The 16690-nt window shown below is 43.8% G+C and carries 16 protein-coding genes, 1 tRNA gene and 1 pseudogene; 7 read left to right on the top strand and 11 right to left on the bottom strand.

Going from position 1 to position 16690, the window contains the following annotated elements; translation table 11 throughout:
- Window positions 1-114: 114 nt before the first annotated feature.
- The 8 genes and pseudogenes from FTV30_RS01265 to FTV30_RS01230 all read right to left on the bottom strand — a co-directional run bounded on the left by FTV30_RS01265 (window position 115) and on the right by FTV30_RS01230 (window position 8529).
- Window positions 115-1302 (bottom strand): annotated as a pseudogene (locus tag FTV30_RS01265) (HlyD family efflux transporter periplasmic adaptor subunit).
- The gene (locus tag FTV30_RS01260) at window positions 1299-3437 is read right to left on the bottom strand and encodes a type I secretion system permease/ATPase (RefSeq protein ID WP_180000882.1); all 2139 of its coding nucleotides are present in this window, start codon (window positions 3435-3437) and stop codon (window positions 1299-1301) included. Before FTV30_RS01260 ends, FTV30_RS01265 begins: the two are co-directional and overlap by 4 nt.
- On the bottom strand, window positions 3434-4909 hold the full coding sequence (locus FTV30_RS01255) for a TolC family protein (protein WP_257228884.1): 1476 nt from the start codon (window positions 4907-4909) through the stop codon (window positions 3434-3436). Before FTV30_RS01255 ends, FTV30_RS01260 begins: the two co-directional genes overlap by 4 nt.
- 209 nt (window positions 4910-5118) lie before the next feature.
- A complete protein-coding gene (gene lptB, locus FTV30_RS01250; protein ID WP_005096670.1) occupies window positions 5119-5862 on the bottom strand; it encodes an LPS export ABC transporter ATP-binding protein in 744 nt (247 codons plus the stop codon).
- The gene (lptA, locus tag FTV30_RS01245; protein ID WP_005171293.1) at window positions 5862-6428 is read right to left on the bottom strand and encodes a lipopolysaccharide transport periplasmic protein LptA; all 567 of its coding nucleotides are present in this window, start codon (window positions 6426-6428) and stop codon (window positions 5862-5864) included. The genes lptB and lptA overlap by 1 nt, the downstream gene beginning before the upstream one ends.
- Complete coding sequence (gene lptC, locus FTV30_RS01240; protein ID WP_005096668.1) at window positions 6412-6960, bottom strand: LPS export ABC transporter periplasmic protein LptC; 549 nt, start codon at window positions 6958-6960, stop codon at window positions 6412-6414. The genes lptA and lptC overlap by 17 nt, the downstream gene beginning before the upstream one ends.
- 33 nt (window positions 6961-6993) lie before the next feature.
- Window positions 6994-7533, bottom strand: coding sequence for an HAD family hydrolase (locus FTV30_RS01235; RefSeq protein WP_005096667.1), 540 nt, complete (start codon window positions 7531-7533; stop codon window positions 6994-6996).
- A gap of 3 nt (window positions 7534-7536) precedes the next feature.
- A complete protein-coding gene (locus FTV30_RS01230) occupies window positions 7537-8529 on the bottom strand; it encodes a KpsF/GutQ family sugar-phosphate isomerase (protein WP_071851229.1) in 993 nt (330 codons plus the stop codon).
- 484 nt (window positions 8530-9013) lie between these two features.
- On the opposite strand from FTV30_RS01230, the gene cysS reads away from it, so the two are divergent.
- The 4 genes from cysS to FTV30_RS01210 all read left to right on the top strand — a co-directional run bounded on the left by cysS (window position 9014) and on the right by FTV30_RS01210 (window position 12623).
- Complete coding sequence (gene cysS / locus FTV30_RS01225; RefSeq protein ID WP_005171297.1) at window positions 9014-10435, top strand: cysteine--tRNA ligase; 1422 nt, start codon at window positions 9014-9016, stop codon at window positions 10433-10435.
- A 62-nt stretch (window positions 10436-10497) separates the two neighbouring features.
- Window positions 10498-10573: transfer RNA gene (locus tag FTV30_RS01220), tRNA-Gly, on the top strand.
- A 189-nt stretch (window positions 10574-10762) separates the two neighbouring features.
- Window positions 10763-11551: a PaaX family transcriptional regulator C-terminal domain-containing protein gene (locus tag FTV30_RS01215; protein WP_159138181.1), complete on the top strand. Its 789-nt coding sequence runs from the start codon at window positions 10763-10765 to the stop codon at window positions 11549-11551.
- A gap of 91 nt (window positions 11552-11642) precedes the next feature.
- Window positions 11643-12623: a fatty acid desaturase family protein gene (locus tag FTV30_RS01210; RefSeq protein WP_180000880.1), complete on the top strand. Its 981-nt coding sequence runs from the start codon at window positions 11643-11645 to the stop codon at window positions 12621-12623.
- 26 nt (window positions 12624-12649) lie between these two features.
- On the opposite strand, the gene FTV30_RS01205 is transcribed toward FTV30_RS01210, so the two are convergent.
- Together FTV30_RS01205 and yfcF are read right to left on the bottom strand one after the other, a co-directional pair.
- On the bottom strand, window positions 12650-13591 hold the full coding sequence (locus FTV30_RS01205) for a cation diffusion facilitator family transporter (protein WP_180000879.1): 942 nt from the start codon (window positions 13589-13591) through the stop codon (window positions 12650-12652).
- A 132-nt stretch (window positions 13592-13723) separates the two neighbouring features.
- Window positions 13724-14365, bottom strand: coding sequence for a glutathione transferase (gene yfcF / locus FTV30_RS01200; protein ID WP_180000878.1), 642 nt, complete (start codon window positions 14363-14365; stop codon window positions 13724-13726).
- 239 nt (window positions 14366-14604) lie between these two features.
- On the opposite strand from yfcF, the gene FTV30_RS01195 reads away from it, so the two are divergent.
- The 3 genes from FTV30_RS01195 to FTV30_RS01190 are packed head-to-tail and all read left to right on the top strand — an operon-like array spanning window position 14605 to window position 16005.
- On the top strand, window positions 14605-15324 hold the full coding sequence (locus tag FTV30_RS01195) for a glutamine amidotransferase (RefSeq protein WP_180000877.1): 720 nt from the start codon (window positions 14605-14607) through the stop codon (window positions 15322-15324).
- 49 nt (window positions 15325-15373) lie between these two features.
- Complete coding sequence (locus tag FTV30_RS16175) at window positions 15374-15511, top strand: hypothetical protein (RefSeq protein ID WP_257228883.1); 138 nt, start codon at window positions 15374-15376, stop codon at window positions 15509-15511.
- Complete coding sequence (locus FTV30_RS01190) at window positions 15460-16005, top strand: LysE family transporter (protein ID WP_286379637.1); 546 nt, start codon at window positions 15460-15462, stop codon at window positions 16003-16005. Before FTV30_RS16175 ends, FTV30_RS01190 begins: the two co-directional genes overlap by 52 nt.
- A 71-nt stretch (window positions 16006-16076) precedes the next feature.
- Here FTV30_RS01190 and FTV30_RS01185 read toward each other — a convergent pair whose 3' ends face one another.
- Window positions 16077-16667, bottom strand: a complete 591-nt coding sequence (locus FTV30_RS01185; RefSeq protein WP_100328721.1) for a YceI family protein — start codon at window positions 16665-16667, stop codon at window positions 16077-16079.
- Window positions 16668-16690 lie beyond the last annotated feature (23 nt).

Raw genomic sequence — 16690 nt, 5'->3', positions numbered from 1 at the left:
TCAGGCTTTAAAATCGAACCCTGGCAGTATACCTGCTTTGTCCAGACAAATAAAAAGCCTCTCCATGGAGAGGCCTGATTTGACTCGATTGTTTGACTCAATGAACTGAAAGGCTTAACGTTCCCGCAACGCTTCTTTGGCCTTGTTGAATGGCTTGATCAGATAATCCATGACAGTTTTTGAACCGGTGCGAATGTCTACCGTGGCCACCATACCTGGGGTGATATTAAACTCCTGACCCGCATTATTATTCAGTTTGCCACTCTCCGTGCGAATATAGACCCGGTAATAGAACTGATCCTGCTTGACTTCATCACGGATGGTGTCTGGTGAAATCATCGCAACTTTACCATTCAACCCACCATAGATTGAATAATCATATGCTGTAATTTTAACCAGTGCCTCCTGATCTGGACGAATAAAGGCAATATCACGTGGTGAAATCCGCGCTTCAACCAGTAGTTTTTCGTCGAGTGGCACGATGGTCATCAACTTGCCATTTTGTGGAATCACGCCGCCCAAGGTCATCACATCAATTTCTTTTACGATACCGCGTACCGGTGATTTAAAAATAGTCCGGCTCAAGGTATCTGACTTGCCGCGTACCACCTGCTGCTGAGTTTCCACATCGGTATTGGCTTTGGACAGCTCTTCCCGCGCACTCACATAATATTGATTACGAATATCATTCATTTGATTACGCAGGTCGTTGGCTTCACGTTTTAAGCGCAGCACTTCAACCTCACTGGCTGCCCCTTTAGCCACCAGTGGTGCTGTCATTTCCAGCTCTTGCTGTACCAGTACCAAGGCCTGTTCTAGACCGGCCACGGATTACTCCAGATTGGCACGACGTGACTGATACAGTGCCGTTTCTTCTTTCACCAGTTTTGGGTATTTCAAGACTTCTTCGGGAAATACCAATGGCGTACCGCTCACTTCCGCGCGTAAGCGAGCTGAGGTCGCACGTGATGAAATCAGTAAGGATTCAGATTCACCGACATTGGATTCAAAACGGGTCGGGTCAAGCTGAGCCAACACTTGGCCGCGCTCTACAATTTCACCTTCTCTAACATTGAGTGTGGTCAAAATACCGCCTTCTAAAGACTGAACCACCTGCTCTTTAGAAGATGGAATCACTTTACCCGTACCGGTAGAGACTTCTTCCAGGCTAAATAACCAGGCCCAGATCAGCAATACCAATAAACCAATGCCGACAATCCAGATAATGACACTCGATTTAGGTAAAGGTGGTTCCTGAAAGCTGACTTTGCTTGAACGTTTTAGTTCTTTGAGTTCACTCATGCACTTGCTCCAACAACCCGCTTATTACCACCCTGTGACTGATTCAGGATCTGATCTCGTGGACCATCCATGACAATTTTCCCATCATTCACCACAATAATACGATCCACCAGCTCCAGTACCGCACGGCGATGCGTCGCAACCACCATGGTACGATGGCTCAAATAACTTTTAAGATGATCAATCAACTGCTTTTCTGACACATCATCAATCGCAGCAGTAGGTTCATCTAGCAGTAGAATTTTCGGTTGACGGATCAATAACCGTGTTAACAACAGCGCCTGACGCTGACCGCCAGAAAAACCAACACCACCTTCCAGAATGATATGATCCAGACCTTCTTTTTTCTCCTGCACAAAAGCGAATGCACCCGTGATTTGCAGCGCTTCCAGAATTTGCTGATCGGTGGCCAAGGGCGCACCCAAGCTGAGATTTTCACGAATCGAACCATAAAATAGCTGCGAATTCTGGTTCAGCAAGCCCATATCACGACGTACATCTGAAGGATCGATCAGGGTCAGGTCAATACCATCCAGCTTGACCTTGCCCTGTAATGGCGTCTGCATCCCGGACAAGAGCTGCAACAAGGTCGATTTACCGGCACCATTACGCCCCAGAATCGCAATTTTTTCACCGGGTTTGATTTCCAGTTTTGGAATCATCAGGCTTGGTTTTGGATCATCTTCGCCGTACTTGAATACCACACCACTGAGTTCATAATGACCATCCAGAGCTGGGCGATGAATCAGATGAGAATAATCCGGCTGATCGACCGATTTTTTCATCAACTCATCCAGACCGGCTTTGGCCACTTTGGCCTGTTGCAGACGACCCAACACGCCAGTAATTTGTGAAATGGGTGCCAGCATTCGTGAAGACAGAATCGAACAGGCCACCAATGCACCTGTGGTCATCTCGCCGTCCATCACCGCAAAAACACCGACCAATACCACAATGGCAAAGGTCAAGCCTTGGATTTTTTGCGTCCAGGCCGTCATCAAACCCACAATCTTACGTTGCTGCATGCTGACATCGGCTGAAACTTCATTCATATGGTTCCACTGATTCTGGAAGCGTGTTTCAGCTCTGAGCAGCTTGATGTCTTCAATCCCTTGCACGGCTTCTACCAGCAAGGCATTACGGATGACAGATTCACGCATGCCCAGCTGAGCCAGTTCTGCCAGTTTTTTCTGCGCCAGAATGCCAGGCAGAATCATCAGTGGCACCACCAGCAGCATCACCCAGAACAGGTTGCCGCCAATCACCCAGAAAATCCCTAAGAACAGGAAGAAAAATGGCAGGTCGGCAATCGCAGTCACTGTGGTTGAAGTGACCAGTTCGCGTACCCCTTCCAGTTCCCGAATCTGCGAGATAAAGGTACCAGTCGATTTGGAACGTTCACTATTTTTGATGCGCAAAGAATGGCCAAATACCCGATCCGAAATTTTCAGATCAGCACGTTTACCAATAATGTCTGACAGATAGATTCGGGAGACGCGTAAAACAAACTCGAAAATTGCCGCAATCAGCACACCGCCAGCCAAAACCCATAAGGTAGGAATCGATTGTGATGGAATCACGCAGTCATACACGTTCATCGAGAAAACAATCGTGGCCAGTGCCAGAATATTCGCGATTAAAGAGGCGAACATGACATCGATATAACGTTTCCAGTCATTCAAGACAATTGACCAGAACCAGTTTTTCTCGAACGGCTTGATATATTCATCCACCCGCGCATCCGGCACAGAAGATTCGGGACGCAGAACATACAGATGCTTTACGCCCGTCTCTAACTGTTCAACCGTGAAACTTTGAGACAAGCCTTCATCGCCACTGAGCTGTATACTAACGTTAGCTTGGGTGTCGATGCGTTCAATCACACCCACATCCCCACTCTCAAACTCCACCAGCAAAGGCAAACGCCACGGATTCAGCAAGCTGCTGTCAAATTTATTTTTACGGACATTTAAACCAATCTGCCGGCTGACAATTTTGAGCATCTCGTCGATGTCATGATGCTGGTTCCAGTCCAGTTGCAGACGAATCCGCTCCTCAGAAGGTTCAATCCGGTAATGTCTGGCAATATTCAAAACCGCTTTAAGCCACGGTTGATAATTTATTGTAGTACTCATGGCTGAACTTCAAACCCCTGAATAGAAATACGGTTAAGCGCGTAAATATCCCGTGTACGGCCGGTAACCTGAATATATTGCACAATCGCCGAATAGATGTCATAGCGCGCAGATTCAATTTCCTGTGCTGCACTATGAATCGCCTGTTCTGCGTTGAGCAAATCCACCACGGTTCGGGTACCCAATTTATATTGTTCTTGATACAGCTCTTTGGCTCGTACCGTGGTTGCACGACGTTGGGATAAAACTCCCATTTGTTTTTGCTTATTCTCAATCTGCTCACGAATCAAGCGAACCTGATCCAGCACATCCAGATAGACCGTATTGACCTGTGCGCGTGCAGCTTCTTCGGCATAACTGGCAGAACGTGCCTGAGAGCGTGCTGCGCCACCCTGATAAAAATTACTGCTGGCTTCAATCATGATTGAATTATAAAAGCCGTCATCTTCATTATTATTCGGATTCCGCCCATTAACAGCCTGACTTAAACTGCCTTTCAGATGAATGCTTGGATAACGACTTAAACGTGCCTGATCTTTTTGCAAACGGGCAACATTGACCCCGGCATGGGCCAAAATCATATTGGGAATCTGGGTAAATTCCGGATCCTGATACAGATCGGCCTGCGCCACAATACGTTCTGGAATCTCCCATTCCACCGCAGACACATCAAACCCCAGCAAAGTGCGTAAACGTTGCTGATATTGTCTGAGCTGGGTCTGCTGCACCAGCAAGTTCGATTGTGCCGCTTCCAGATTGGACTGAGCCTGAATTGGATCGGCCTGACTGCTGATACCGGCACGGGCACGCAAATTGGCAATTTCTGCAATCCGTCCAATGCCCTGAATCTGTTGCTGGGCAATTTTGGTAATTTCCTGATAACGCTTGATATTGACAATCGCATCTGCCACTTCAAAAGCCACCTGATCCAGACTGACCAGCACCCTTGCCTGCTCTTCTGCCAATCTGGCTTCCTCGATACTGACATTGGTTTTGATCTTGCCAAAGTCATACAGCATCTGTGTTGCATTTAAGGAAACCACTTGACGTCCACGCTCACCCGAGGTCAGATCACCGGTCCCCAATCCGCCCGATAACTGCGGATAATAGGCTGCTTTTGCCACATCAATATTGGCCGCCTGTGCAGACAAGGTAGAAATACTCTGGCTAATTTCAGGACGTCGCTGAACTGCGGTATGGATCGCTTCCACCACATTCATCTTTTGTGGAATAGGAGCCACGATAGGGCCGGTAGCAGACTGTCCCTGTTGTGGCCGGGTAATCTGTGGCAGTTCAGCTACCTGAGAAGTGTCTAATGAGTAGCGACTGAGTGACGTAATATCAACTGAATGCGCTGACCGTGTTGGCTCTGGTGCAATCAGTTTACTTAAACCGTTTTTAATATTTGCAAAATGGTTTTGCGAAGTTTCTGCATGTGCCAAGGAAATAGATAAAGGCAAAAGAAGACTCATGAAGATCCCCCTTTTTTTATCGGTTTTCCCCCTGAACATTTTTTATGTGCTGTACCCTAAATCGCATAATAATTAATGTTTCGTGTTTTAGCCTAACAATATATCAAATCGTTGTAAAAGATACTTTTTTAACGTTGATTTGATGAAAAAAAAACCCTCATCCGACAATTGGTGCCGTGATGTGGGTATCTTACAGACATAAAAGCTGTTTATACGGTAAAATCATCACCTAAATAAACTTTTCTTACTGTTTCATTGGCCAGAATTTCAGCTGGCGTACCTTCAGCAAGCAATGCCCCCTCACTCACAATATAAGCATGCTCACAAATCGCCAGCGTTTCACGCACGTTATGATCGGTAATCAGTACCCCAATTCCGCGATCTTTCAAAGTGGTGATGATATCTTTAATATCACCAACCGAGATCGGGTCGACACCAGCAAAAGGTTCATCGAGTAACATAAATTTTGGATCTGCCGCCAATGCACGAGCAATCTCGGCACGGCGTCGCTCACCACCAGAAACACTCATTCCTAAAGAATCTTTGATATGAGTGATTTTAAAGTCGGCCAAAAGTTCCGCCAGACGTTGCTGACGCTGAGCCTTGGTCAAATCCTTGCGGGTTTCCAGAATCGCCATAATATTTTGTGAAATTGTCAGCTTGCGGAAAATCGATGCTTCTTGCGGCAAATAGCCAATTCCCTTGCGTGCCCGTTCATGCATGGCCAGATCAGAAAGATCCAGATCATCCAGATAGATTTCACCTTTATCCATACGTACCAGACCGACGACCATATAGAAGCTGGTGGTTTTACCTGCACCATTAGGTCCGAGCAATCCGACAATCTGGCCACTTTCCATACTAAAAGACACATCTTTCACCACCCAGCGCTTATTATAATTTTTCGCCAGATGTTTGATGGTCAAGGTTTGAACTTGCTGCGATTGTTCCATTAATCACGTGCTCCTGGAAAGGATTGTGAAGCTGATGGTGGAATCACAATTTTTACGCGACCTTCAGCTGAACCGGTTTTATTCGGTGTACCAATCGCTTCAACATCACCTTTATTCATACTATATTTTAAAGTCGCACCACGAATACTGGCCCCATCCTGCTGCAATAAGGCATTACCAGACAGGGTAATAATTCCGGTTTCAGCATTGTAGACAATTTTCTGAGCCTGACCTTTGGTCAGACCTTTGGAGGCATCTACTTTTTGCTGGAACTGTGTCGGGCTACCGGTAGCCGTGATCAGGCTAATCTGGCGCTTATTGTTCAGATTGGCCACAATTGAATTGGCTTGTAGCTTCATGGTGCCCTGTTCAATGATGACATTGCCAGAATAGGTCGTCACCCCAGTACGCTCATTAAAAGTCGCGCGATCCGCCAGTAAAGTGATCGGCTGGTTACGGTCAGATGGCAAGGCAAAGGCCGCGATTGAAGCAAGTCCAATCACAGTCGCCAGCGCAGTGCGCTTCAGGAAAGTGTGCATCATTTTGACTTTAGGAATTTGGTTCATACTTTCCTCGAATATTAAAGAATTCGTATTGACCATCATTAAGATTGGCTTTAAGACCCTGGCTGATAAATTCAGCCTGTGGAGACTCCACGATCACCGTTTTATCAGTTTCAATTTCACGTGTTTTTGGAAAAGCCGTCAGCTCCTCAGTACGGAACTCTAACTGTCCATTTTGCATGATTTTGGTGGCAAGCACTTCTTGAGAGAGTACAACTTTTGTATTGTCATCATAGCCATGCGCCATTTTGGCAGAGAAAGTCGCATCGACTTGAGCATTGTCATAGGTCGAAGCTTGCAGATTTTCCAGCTTGGAGGTCTGTTGCTGCAAGTTCTGCTCAAGTCGATCCACTTGGGCGCGAACCGATAACATGCCTGATTCATCTGTCTGGGTTAAGTTAATATCTTGAGCGGAATAGGTCATGCTGCGCGCGGAGTCCGTCTGCAGCTTATTGCCCTTGCCACTGTAATAATAATAACCACCACTTATTGCGGCAATCATCACAGCCGTAATATATAAAACTTTAGTATCCATAAGCGGTGTACTTAATCCAAAAGATATGACTTATTAATAAGGCGCACGAGTATATTTTTCAAGTAACTCTTGGTATACGCCTTTGGACATCAGCAGCATATCGCAGATTTCACGTACTGCACCACGGCCACCCAGCGCCTGAGTCACCAGGTCTGCACGGCGACGAACTTCGACATGACCATTTGGTACGGTCACTTTCATGCCAGCAATGGCAAAAGCAGACAGATCAGGCCAGTCATCGCCCATATATAAGCAGTCTTCAGGGTCGATATTGAGCTGTGCACATGCTTCGCGTAGTGCTGTGCCTTTATCTTCACGGCCCTGATAGACCAGATCCACACCCAGATCCGACATTCGTTTTTCGACAATATTACTTTTACGGCCAGTGATAATAATCACCTTGATTCCAGCCTGCTGAACCAGTTTCATACCCAGACCATCGCGGATATCGAATGATTTGATTTCATCACCAGTATTGGTCAGCGTTACAAAACCGTCACTTAAAATACCATCTACATCAAGCACTAATGCTGCAATATGACGTGCCTGCTCTAATAATACATAAGATGCCATTTATTAATTTACCCCAGCCTGAATCAGGTCATGCATACTAATCACACCAATCACTTTATTGGCCTCATCAACCACTACAAACTGGTTGATTTTACGTTCATTCATACGTTCCAGCGCCACGACTGCACGTGCTTCCTGAGAAATCGTAAGCGGATTCTTGGTCATCACGTCCTGAATTGCCAGATTGACATCAAAACCTTGCTGTTTATCAATTAAACGACGCAAGTCACCATCGGTAAAAATTCCCAGCAAGACATCATTTGCATCTACGACCGTGGTCAATCCCAGACGTTTGTTGGAAATTTCATACAATACTTTGTTCATGGCGGTATCTGGTGAAACTTTAGGTAAATCATCACCCGTACGCATCAGATGTTTTACATGTAATAACAGGCGCTTACCCAAAGCTCCGGCGGGATGCGAGCGGGCGAAATCATCTGAAGTAAAACCACGCGCATCCAGTAACGCCACCGCCAAAGCATCGCCTAAGGCCAAGGTGGCAGTCGTTGATGAGGTGGGTGCCAACCCGAGCGGACAGGCTTCCTGAATATTACCCAGGGTCAAAGCCACATCGGCATTTTGTGGCATTGGGCCACGCTCATCGCCGCTAATGGTAATTAAAGGAATTTCAAGATGTTTGATGAGTGGCATCAGCATCATGATCTCATCACTCTTGCCTGAGTTTGAAATCGCAATCAGCACATCACCCGCGACCAGCATGCCCAAGTCGCCATGACCGGCTTCACCCGGATGCATAAAGAATGAGGGTGTTCCGGTCGAAGCAAAGGTCGCCGCCATTTTACGGCCAATATGACCTGATTTGCCCATTCCGGTAATTACCAGACGACCAGTACACTGTAGAATAATTTCACAGGCCCGGCTAAAACGGCCATCAATCTGTGTGGCTAAAATCTGTAATGCATTTTCTTCGATGCGCAGTGTTTCAAGTGCGACTTTCTGAAAATCGAGTTGATTCGCTGTTTTTTGTGAATTCAAAGCCTGTTTACCTACGTTAAGGACAGAGAAAAACTCTCATTTGATGGGCACAATTTTCGCAATTTTAGCATAGCTATGCAATTGCAAGCTTTCTAAATGTAGAAGATTCGACAGATTTTTAATATATCTTGATTGTATGTGACTTACGCAGTCTGGTATCTCCACCTCTACATTTACTTCATTTTTGACGCTGTAAAATATGCTTGTTTTTTATTTTCTATCGACACACGCCTACTCTCTCCTCAATAAGTTGGGTTCAAATGAGATCATACTCACGCCAATACCACCTAATCTCCCTGGCAAACACTAGTTCTGTAAAGCTGAGCTCAATATTCTGACTTCCGTCCAAGAATCACCTTTTTATCAATCAGTATCTCTGCCTAACTATGCTAAATATCTGAGGCTTTTTACGCTTTTGTCTTTATGAATAATTATGCTTAGGTTAAGATGATTCATCCTTTTATTTGAAGTCTTTTGAACAGCTATGCAACCATTTGTTCTATATAACTCAGAGCAACGCAAAAAAGTAGAATTCGTACCTCGTGTTGAAGGTCAAATTGATTTGTATGTCTGTGGTATGACCGTCTATGACTACTGTCATATTGGACACGCACGTACAGTGGTTGCATTTGACTATATTATCCGTTTCCTGCGCAGCCAAGGCTGGAAAGTCAAATACGTGCGCAATATTACCGATATTGATGACAAAATTATTAAACGTGCCAATGAAAATGGCGAAAGTATCTCTGAGTTGACCGGCCGCTTTATTGATGCGATGAATGAAGACTTTGCCAAACTAGGCTGTCTCCCGCCTGATGCTGCGCCTAAAGCCACAGACTATATTGACCAAATGCAAGATATGATTGGCAATCTGGTCGACAAAGGCACGGCATATCCATCTAATAATGGCGATGTCTATTTTGAAGTCGAGAAATTTGCCAAATATGGCCGTCTTTCTGGTCGCAAGTTAGAAGATATGCAAGCTGGAGCTTCTGAACGTGTTGATGTCGAAGTTCAAAAGAAACATCCATTTGACTTTGTCCTCTGGAAACACGCCAAAGAAAATGAACCTGCATGGCCTTCACCTTGGGGTAATGGCCGCCCGGGTTGGCATATTGAATGTTCAGCGATGTCGACCTGCTGCCTGGGCAATCATTTCGACATTCATGGCGGCGGTGCCGATTTGACCTTCCCGCATCATGAAAATGAGATTGCACAATCTGAAGCAGCAACCGGTGAACAATATGTGAATTACTGGATGCATGCCGGATTCATTAATGTCGATGGCGAGAAAATGTCGAAGTCTTTAGGCAATTTCTTCACCATTCGCGACGTGATCGAAAAGTTCCATCCGGAAGTGGTGCGTTACTTTATTGTGTCTTCACACTATCGCAGTCCGGTGAACTATTCGGATGTTGCCTTAAAAGAAGCGAAAAATACTTTGTCTCGTTTCTACCATTCATTTAAAACCTATCAGGCGGTTTATGGCGATCATCTGGTGGAAACCTTGGATGATGCTTTGGTTGAACGTTTTAATGCCGCCATGCGTGATGATTTCAATACACCTGAAGCGATTGCAGTGCTATTTGAAATTAACAAAGAACTGAATCGTGCCGTGAAAGAAGAAAATGCGGAACAGGCAGCAATCTACTACGCAACTTTACGCCATCTGACCAATATTCTCGGTCTGGTACAACAAGATGCAGATGAATTTCTCAAATCTGATATTGGTCAGGAAGCCCTAGGATTATCACCTGAACAAATTGAAGGTTTAATTCAACAGCGTCAAGATGCCAAAAAAGCCAAAGAATTTTCGCGTGCGGATGAAATCCGCCAATCTTTACTTGATCAAGGTGTTGTTCTTGAAGATACCCGTCAAGGTACGGTTTGGCGCCGTGCTGATTAATTAATCAAACAGATTTATAGAGAGTTGACACTGCTGTGGAATTCTCTATAATTCATCTCATTGCGGGAATAGCTCAGTTGGTAGAGCATAACCTTGCCAAGGTTGGGGTCGGGAGTTCGAGTCTCCTTTCCCGCTCCAGAATACGAAAAGCCCTTATCGAAAGATAAGGGCTTTTTTATTGTGTTTAAAAAAATTCATTAATAAAAAGCATATCTCAAATCACTTATTCATCCTCTTTCACCCTGACATTTTTTGGGTTATTCACAACAAAGTGCTATTGTAAAAAAACTTCAAAACTTTCAATTCCTTTAATTACGATATCATTTCATGACTTATAAATTGAATGCCCGTCATCTGGTTTTAGACTTGTTATATGCGTCTCAAAATTCTACTGCCAGCATTAAACAGATGCTATGTGCAGCAGACTTATTAAGCATTTCTCACAATAGTTTGCGAGTTGCTGTAGCCCGATTGAATCAGGAAAATATCATTCAAGCTGTAGAGCGCGGCGTGTATCAATTGCTAGAAAAAAAATTTGATACTTCTTTTATCAGTTTAAACAAGCATCCCAATATGCAAATGGCGACCGCGTGGAATGGAAAATATGTACTGGTTTATACCGGTGCTTTGGGACGTGTAGATCGCACTGCATTATCCAAACGGGAAAAAGCACTAGGTTATTATGGCTTTCAGGAAATGGAGCAGAATGTTTTTATTCGTCCAGACAACTTAATGCTGAGCTTAACCGAATTAAAAACGGCTGCAATCCAGTTTGGATTAGATCCAGATGCACGTTTTTTTCAAGTCAGTGAGATAGATCAGGAAATAGATGTCAGTGCACTTTGGGATGTTCAAGCCTTACATCAAACTTATCTGGAGGTGAATCAAGACATTCATCAATGGTTTGATTACTCTCAAAGCTTGCCTTTATCTGATGCAGCAAAAACCGCCTTCTATCTCGGTAAATCTGCCTTATTTAGTTTACGTGCCGATCCCCTACTTCCTGCAGAATGGATAGAAGCCGAAGCTCGGCAACAATTTGAGCGGGCGGTTCGTAAAATAGAAAAACAGGGGCAATTTTTATGGCAGCAATATTTTAACAATCAGGGTGTATAATTTATTTCATATTTATTCACAAAAATAAATTGACTGTAATATTTAGGACAAATATATTGAAAGTAATGATAAGAACGCTATAGGCAAAACAATGAACACTAAGCTCAGTGTCACCGAATTTTTTAGCCGCGAAGAAATTAAAGAACTCACCACGACTTCTGACTTACATGGTGCTTGGTCTATAGCTTCAACTTGGGCTGTGATTGTGATGACCTTCGGTACAGTGGCCTATAGCTGGGAATATTTGCCCATTTGGGGAAAGGTTTTAATGTGTGCAGTGGCATTGGCGATTTTGGCAGGTCGTCAGCTGGCCATGGCGATTTTGATGCACGATGCCTCACACCATAGCCTGTTTAAAACCAAATGGCTAAATACACATTTGACCGATTGGCTGTGTGCACGCCCAATCTGGAATGAGGTCAGCAAATATCGTCCTTATCACTTGAAACATCATGCTAAAACCTCTCAACCAGACGACCCGGATTTAGGCCTGGTGAAAAACTTCCCCATTACTCAAAGCTCATTATTCCGAAAATTCTTTCGCGACTTAAACGGGCAATCTGGATTGAAATTTCTGGCAGGTCGGGTATTGATGGATTTGGAGCTTCTGGAATGGAGTGTGTCCAACGATCCCAAACCTATTCCACGTGGCGATCGTAGCAAGGTAGATTTGGCCAAAAATCTGCTGAAAAACAGTTCCGGTATGCTGCTCGCGAATGCCACGATTTTCTCTGTGCTTTGGGCCAGTGGCCATCCTAAGCTGTATTTGCTATGGCCTTTGGCTTATATCACACCATTTCCTTTATTTATTCGTATCCGGGCAATGGCTGAACATGCCGGTCTGCAAACCAGTCATTCTGCCCTAAGCAACACCCGTACCACCCGAGCAGGTTATCTGGCACGGGCTTTTGTTGCACCGATTCATGTGAACTATCATATTGAACATCATTTAATGGCATCTGTTCCGCATCAAAATCTACCCAAGATGCACCGGATGTTAAGGGAGCGCAATTATGTGGATGCTCCACCAAGTTATTTGAAGGTCATCCGCTCACTGTTAAAAAATGATTAAGCACTCCAATGCTCAAGTGGTGTGCTTTAATGCTGATGTGGTTCGGTATGTGAATGCCGATGAGGAAACTGCTCGCGCTGTTCTGGCAAGCAGTCTTCTGCCTCAATCTGTAAGGTCATTTCGGTAATATGATGCTGATGGCTTAACATCTCAAAAGCCTGATGATGCAGCTTTTTATAATCGACATGCGGCGCGACCAGATGTACCGTCAGCATGACTTTCTTCGAGGTAATCGCCCAGACTTTAAGCTGATGAATATCTTGTACGCCTTCGAGTGCTAAAAGATCATGACGCAGTTTTTCAATATCAATTTCATCCGGTACACCTTCCAGCAGAATATTGATGCTCTGTTTCAGTAAAATCCAGGTACGTGGCAAAACCCAAAATCCGATCAAGACTGCAATCAGTGTATCTACCCACATCCAGCCGGTAAAATAAATCACCAGCGCCCCGATTATAACACCGACTGAACCCAGCGCATCACTCAGTACTTCCAGATAAGCGCCTTTGATATTCAGACTTTCCTGACTGCTCGATACCAGAATTTTCATCGATATCAGGTTAATGACGAGTCCTAAACTTGCCACAATCATCATCGCCAGACTCTGGATTTCAGCAGGATTACTTAAACGTTGATAGGCTTCGAATAAAATATACATCGCCACCACAAAGAGCATTAAGGCATTAAACAAGGCCGCCAGAATTTCAAAGCGTTGATAGCCAAACGTGCGTTTGTTATCTGCCGGTTTTTGCCCAATCTTGATAGCCACCAGTGCAATCGCCAGTGCCGCAGCATCAGTAAACATATGTGCGGCATCAGAAAGCAAGGCCAGACTTTGAGTCAAAAAACCGGCAATCACTTCCACAATTAAAAAAGTCGTGGTTAATGCCAACGCTATTGATAATTTTTTGGCATTTTTTGCAGTCACAGTGACATGACTATGTTCATGATGATGTGAATTCCCCACCGGCCACTACCTCCTTCTTATTCAACGAGGACTGTATCCTCAGCATCTTTTCAAGTTTTGTTCTGATTCATATTACGCTTGAGTTTTATCTATTTAAGTAGATTTTTTTATGAACTGTTTTATCAGTCGGCATTAAATTAAAGTTTTAGCTTTTTCGTGTTCTGCCAGCCAGGCCTGTACCGAAGCCCGCCTAAAATTACGCTCGATATATTCTATTATTTTCACAGGAAGTTTCACCTGATGGCTCAGCAAACGATGCAACATAAAGGCCAGATCAAAGTCTGCAATTGACCAGTGTTCAGCCAACCATATGTCCTCTAGCATATGTTCTGCCACATTTAACAATCGCTGAATTTCTTCAGTGATCGAAGCTGTAAGAGGTGTAGATATTTTTGGTGGATGAAATACCGAATCGGAAGGCATTTGCTGACGGATTTGCATAAAATCGCTTTTGACCAAGGCTTGTATGGCGCGACATTTGGCTCTGGCCTGAATTTCCTTTGGATATAAGGCCGGATAACTTGGAGCTGGAAAGGCATCTTCCAAGTATTCAGTGATTACCCATGATTCAAACAGGCTAAAGTTATCTACTATTACACACGGAACTTTAGCACTTGGACAAATGGCTTGATAAGTCGCAGATTTCTGTTGCTGCTGATCTAAATCAATCACAATTTCCTGAAAATCTAAACCCTTTTCTTTTAAGGCAACATAAACCGACATGGCATAAGGGCTGATTCTATTTTTATCGACATATAAACGTATATTTTGCATATCCTTGTTCCTGATAGACTTGTTGTTTTTATTCAGTACGGCAGTCTTACTCTACTCTCTTTCCTATACAAAAGAAAAAATGAACTGCTTCATGTAGCGATCACCCGAAAATGTTTAGAAACTTTCTGATAGCGCAGCGATGTTCATTGCTTTCTATTTTGCACAGGATCGGTAGATAAACCTTTTATTTTGCTTTTGATTCACGTTAAATTAAATCATTCTCTTGATATCAAAAAACTATGCTGAACTTAGCCCACCTCTCCGATACCGTGTATGCCATTCAACATCTGGCTTTTGAAGACTTAGGCGCTTGGGAAGATATTTTTTATCAGCTCGGCTTACGTGTGCGTTATTTCGAAGCTGGCATCGATGATCTTACCAAGGCTTTTAAACATCCTGGATTAACAATTATTCTCGGTGGCCCGATTGCAGTCTATGAAACTGAGGATTACCCTTTCTTACAACAAGAAATAGACTTACTTAAAGTTCGACTGGAAAAGAATTTACCGACTTTAGGCATCTGTTTAGGTGCGCAGTTAATTGCTGCTGCATTGAATGCTAAAGTCTACCCCGGAGATGTGAAGGAAATTGGCTGGTCTAAACTCAGTCTTGCTTCTATTGAAAACAATCCACTAAAAGCTCTGGAGGATATTGACGTCCTGCATTGGCATGGTGATACCTTTGACCTACCTGAACAGGTAGAATTACTGGCCAGCTCTGATCTTTATCCAAATCAGTCCTTTCGGGTAGGACAGAATATTCTAGCACTACAATTCCATGCTGAAGTGGCCAGTGAAAGTTTAGAGAAATGGCTGATTGGCCATAGCTGTGAATTGAGTCAGGCTAAAATTGATATTCCTGCACTACGCGCTGCCAATCTTCAGTTTGCGCCTGTACTGGAAACTACCTCGCAAACTGTACTAGAGCAATATCTGGCGCAATTAAATATCGTATCCTAGTCTCAGATACATTCCAGGCTAAACTCTTCCTCTCGACTGTAGAAACATTATGAGCGCATTATTCGGCATTGCCGTGATTCATTTTTTTGCCCTGATTAGTCCAGGGCCGGACTTTTTTTTGTCACCCAAAGTGCCATCCGGCAGTCCAGAAAGCATGCTTTATGTGCAGCCCTCGGCATTTCATTGAGCATTCTGGTCTGGTCAATTTGCGCACTTGGCGGCCTGCATTTTTTATTTCAGAAAATGGTCTGGTTACAGCAGGTCTTAATGCTATTGGGTGGATTATATCTGCTCTATCTGGGCAGTTTGATGTTGAAGTCGAGCTTTAAGACACCTCTACCGTTAACAAATTCGAAAGCAGAAGCTCTTTCTATCGTTCAGCCGTCGTATCTTAAGTTATTGCTGCAAGGTTTTTTCACCAACATGGCCAACCCCAAAGCCCTGATTTACTTTAGCAGTGTATTTGCATTGGCGATTAGCCCTAATGCAAAACTATCAGAACAGTCTTCTCTTTTAGCTCTGGTCTTTATCGAAAGTTTGCTCTGGTTTACGGTTGTAGCCATTATTTTTTCAATGCCGAAAATGACGACTTATTATCAAAAATTTGCCAAATGGATTGATGGAGTTACAGGCGGGATCTTTATCAGTTTTGGCTGTCTGCTGATTCTGAATCGTGATTAGATCTAAGTCATTTTATTCGATAAAAAAGCACCTGAATCAGGTGCTTTTTCATACTATCCATACAGAGAATCTTATTTCTTTGTAGGCGCAGGTACAGTGGCTTCAGTGGTAATCTGAACAGTAATTTTATCACCCACACTCGGTACGTTTGCTCCTAAACCAAATGCAGAGCGGTCAAATGAAGTGGTTGCATTGAAACCAATTGCTGGAACTTTCATCATTGGATGTTCAGCCTGTTTGTTTAAAACAGCATCCAATACCACAGGTTTGGTCACGCCTTTAATAGTTAAGTCACCAGTAATTTTGAAGTTCTTTTTGTTCTGCGTTTCTACTTTGGTACTTTTAAAGCTGATGTTTGGATATTTTGCTGCATCAAAGAAATCGGCTTTCTTTAAGTGATCATCTAAAGCTGTCACGTTGGTATTAATACTGGATACTGGAATTGTCACATGCACAGCTGACTTTGCCGGTTGTTCATTGTCTACCACGATTTTGCCCTGAATATCAGAGAAATTACCAGATGGCGTAGAAAAACCGAAATGATCCCAGCTAAATACGGCTGCAGTATGGGTCGGGTCAATTGTATAGGTTACTGGTTTTGCAATAGAAAATGTTGCTACAGATGAAACCGCTAAGCCTAATACTAATGTTTTGAAATTCATGTTTTTATCTCTCGTTTTGGATG

The sequence above is a fragment of the Acinetobacter sp. YH12255 genome (assembly GCF_013417355.1).
Lineage (GTDB): Bacteria > Pseudomonadota > Gammaproteobacteria > Pseudomonadales > Moraxellaceae > Acinetobacter > Acinetobacter pseudolwoffii.
This window is presented reverse-complemented; position numbering and strand designations above follow the sequence as displayed.

Bases quoted from the DNA above. Each gene is read 5' to 3' on its own strand.
- cysS (WP_005171297.1), top strand. From the start codon at position 9,014: ATGCAACCATTTGTTCTATATAACTCAGAGCAACGCAAAAAAGTAGAA.
- lptA (WP_005171293.1), bottom strand. From the start codon at position 6,428: ATGAACCAAATTCCTAAAGTCAAAATGATGCACACTTTCCTGAAGCGC.
- yfcF (WP_180000878.1), bottom strand. From the start codon at position 14,365: ATGCAAAATATACGTTTATATGTCGATAAAAATAGAATCAGCCCTTAT.
- FTV30_RS01235 (WP_005096667.1), bottom strand. From the start codon at position 7,533: ATGGCATCTTATGTATTATTAGAGCAGGCACGTCATATTGCAGCATTA.
- FTV30_RS01210 (WP_180000880.1), top strand. From the start codon at position 11,643: ATGAACACTAAGCTCAGTGTCACCGAATTTTTTAGCCGCGAAGAAATT.
- FTV30_RS01185 (WP_100328721.1), bottom strand. From the start codon at position 16,667: ATGAATTTCAAAACATTAGTATTAGGCTTAGCGGTTTCATCTGTAGCA.
- FTV30_RS01255 (WP_257228884.1), bottom strand. From the start codon at position 4,909: ATGAGTCTTCTTTTGCCTTTATCTATTTCCTTGGCACATGCAGAAACT.
- FTV30_RS01215 (WP_159138181.1), top strand. From the start codon at position 10,763: ATGACTTATAAATTGAATGCCCGTCATCTGGTTTTAGACTTGTTATAT.
- FTV30_RS01195 (WP_180000877.1), top strand. From the start codon at position 14,605: ATGCTGAACTTAGCCCACCTCTCCGATACCGTGTATGCCATTCAACAT.
- FTV30_RS16175 (WP_257228883.1), top strand. From the start codon at position 15,374: ATGAGCGCATTATTCGGCATTGCCGTGATTCATTTTTTTGCCCTGATT.
- lptB (WP_005096670.1), bottom strand. From the start codon at position 5,862: ATGGAACAATCGCAGCAAGTTCAAACCTTGACCATCAAACATCTGGCG.
- lptC (WP_005096668.1), bottom strand. From the start codon at position 6,960: ATGGATACTAAAGTTTTATATATTACGGCTGTGATGATTGCCGCAATA.
- FTV30_RS01260 (WP_180000882.1), bottom strand. From the start codon at position 3,437: ATGAGTACTACAATAAATTATCAACCGTGGCTTAAAGCGGTTTTGAAT.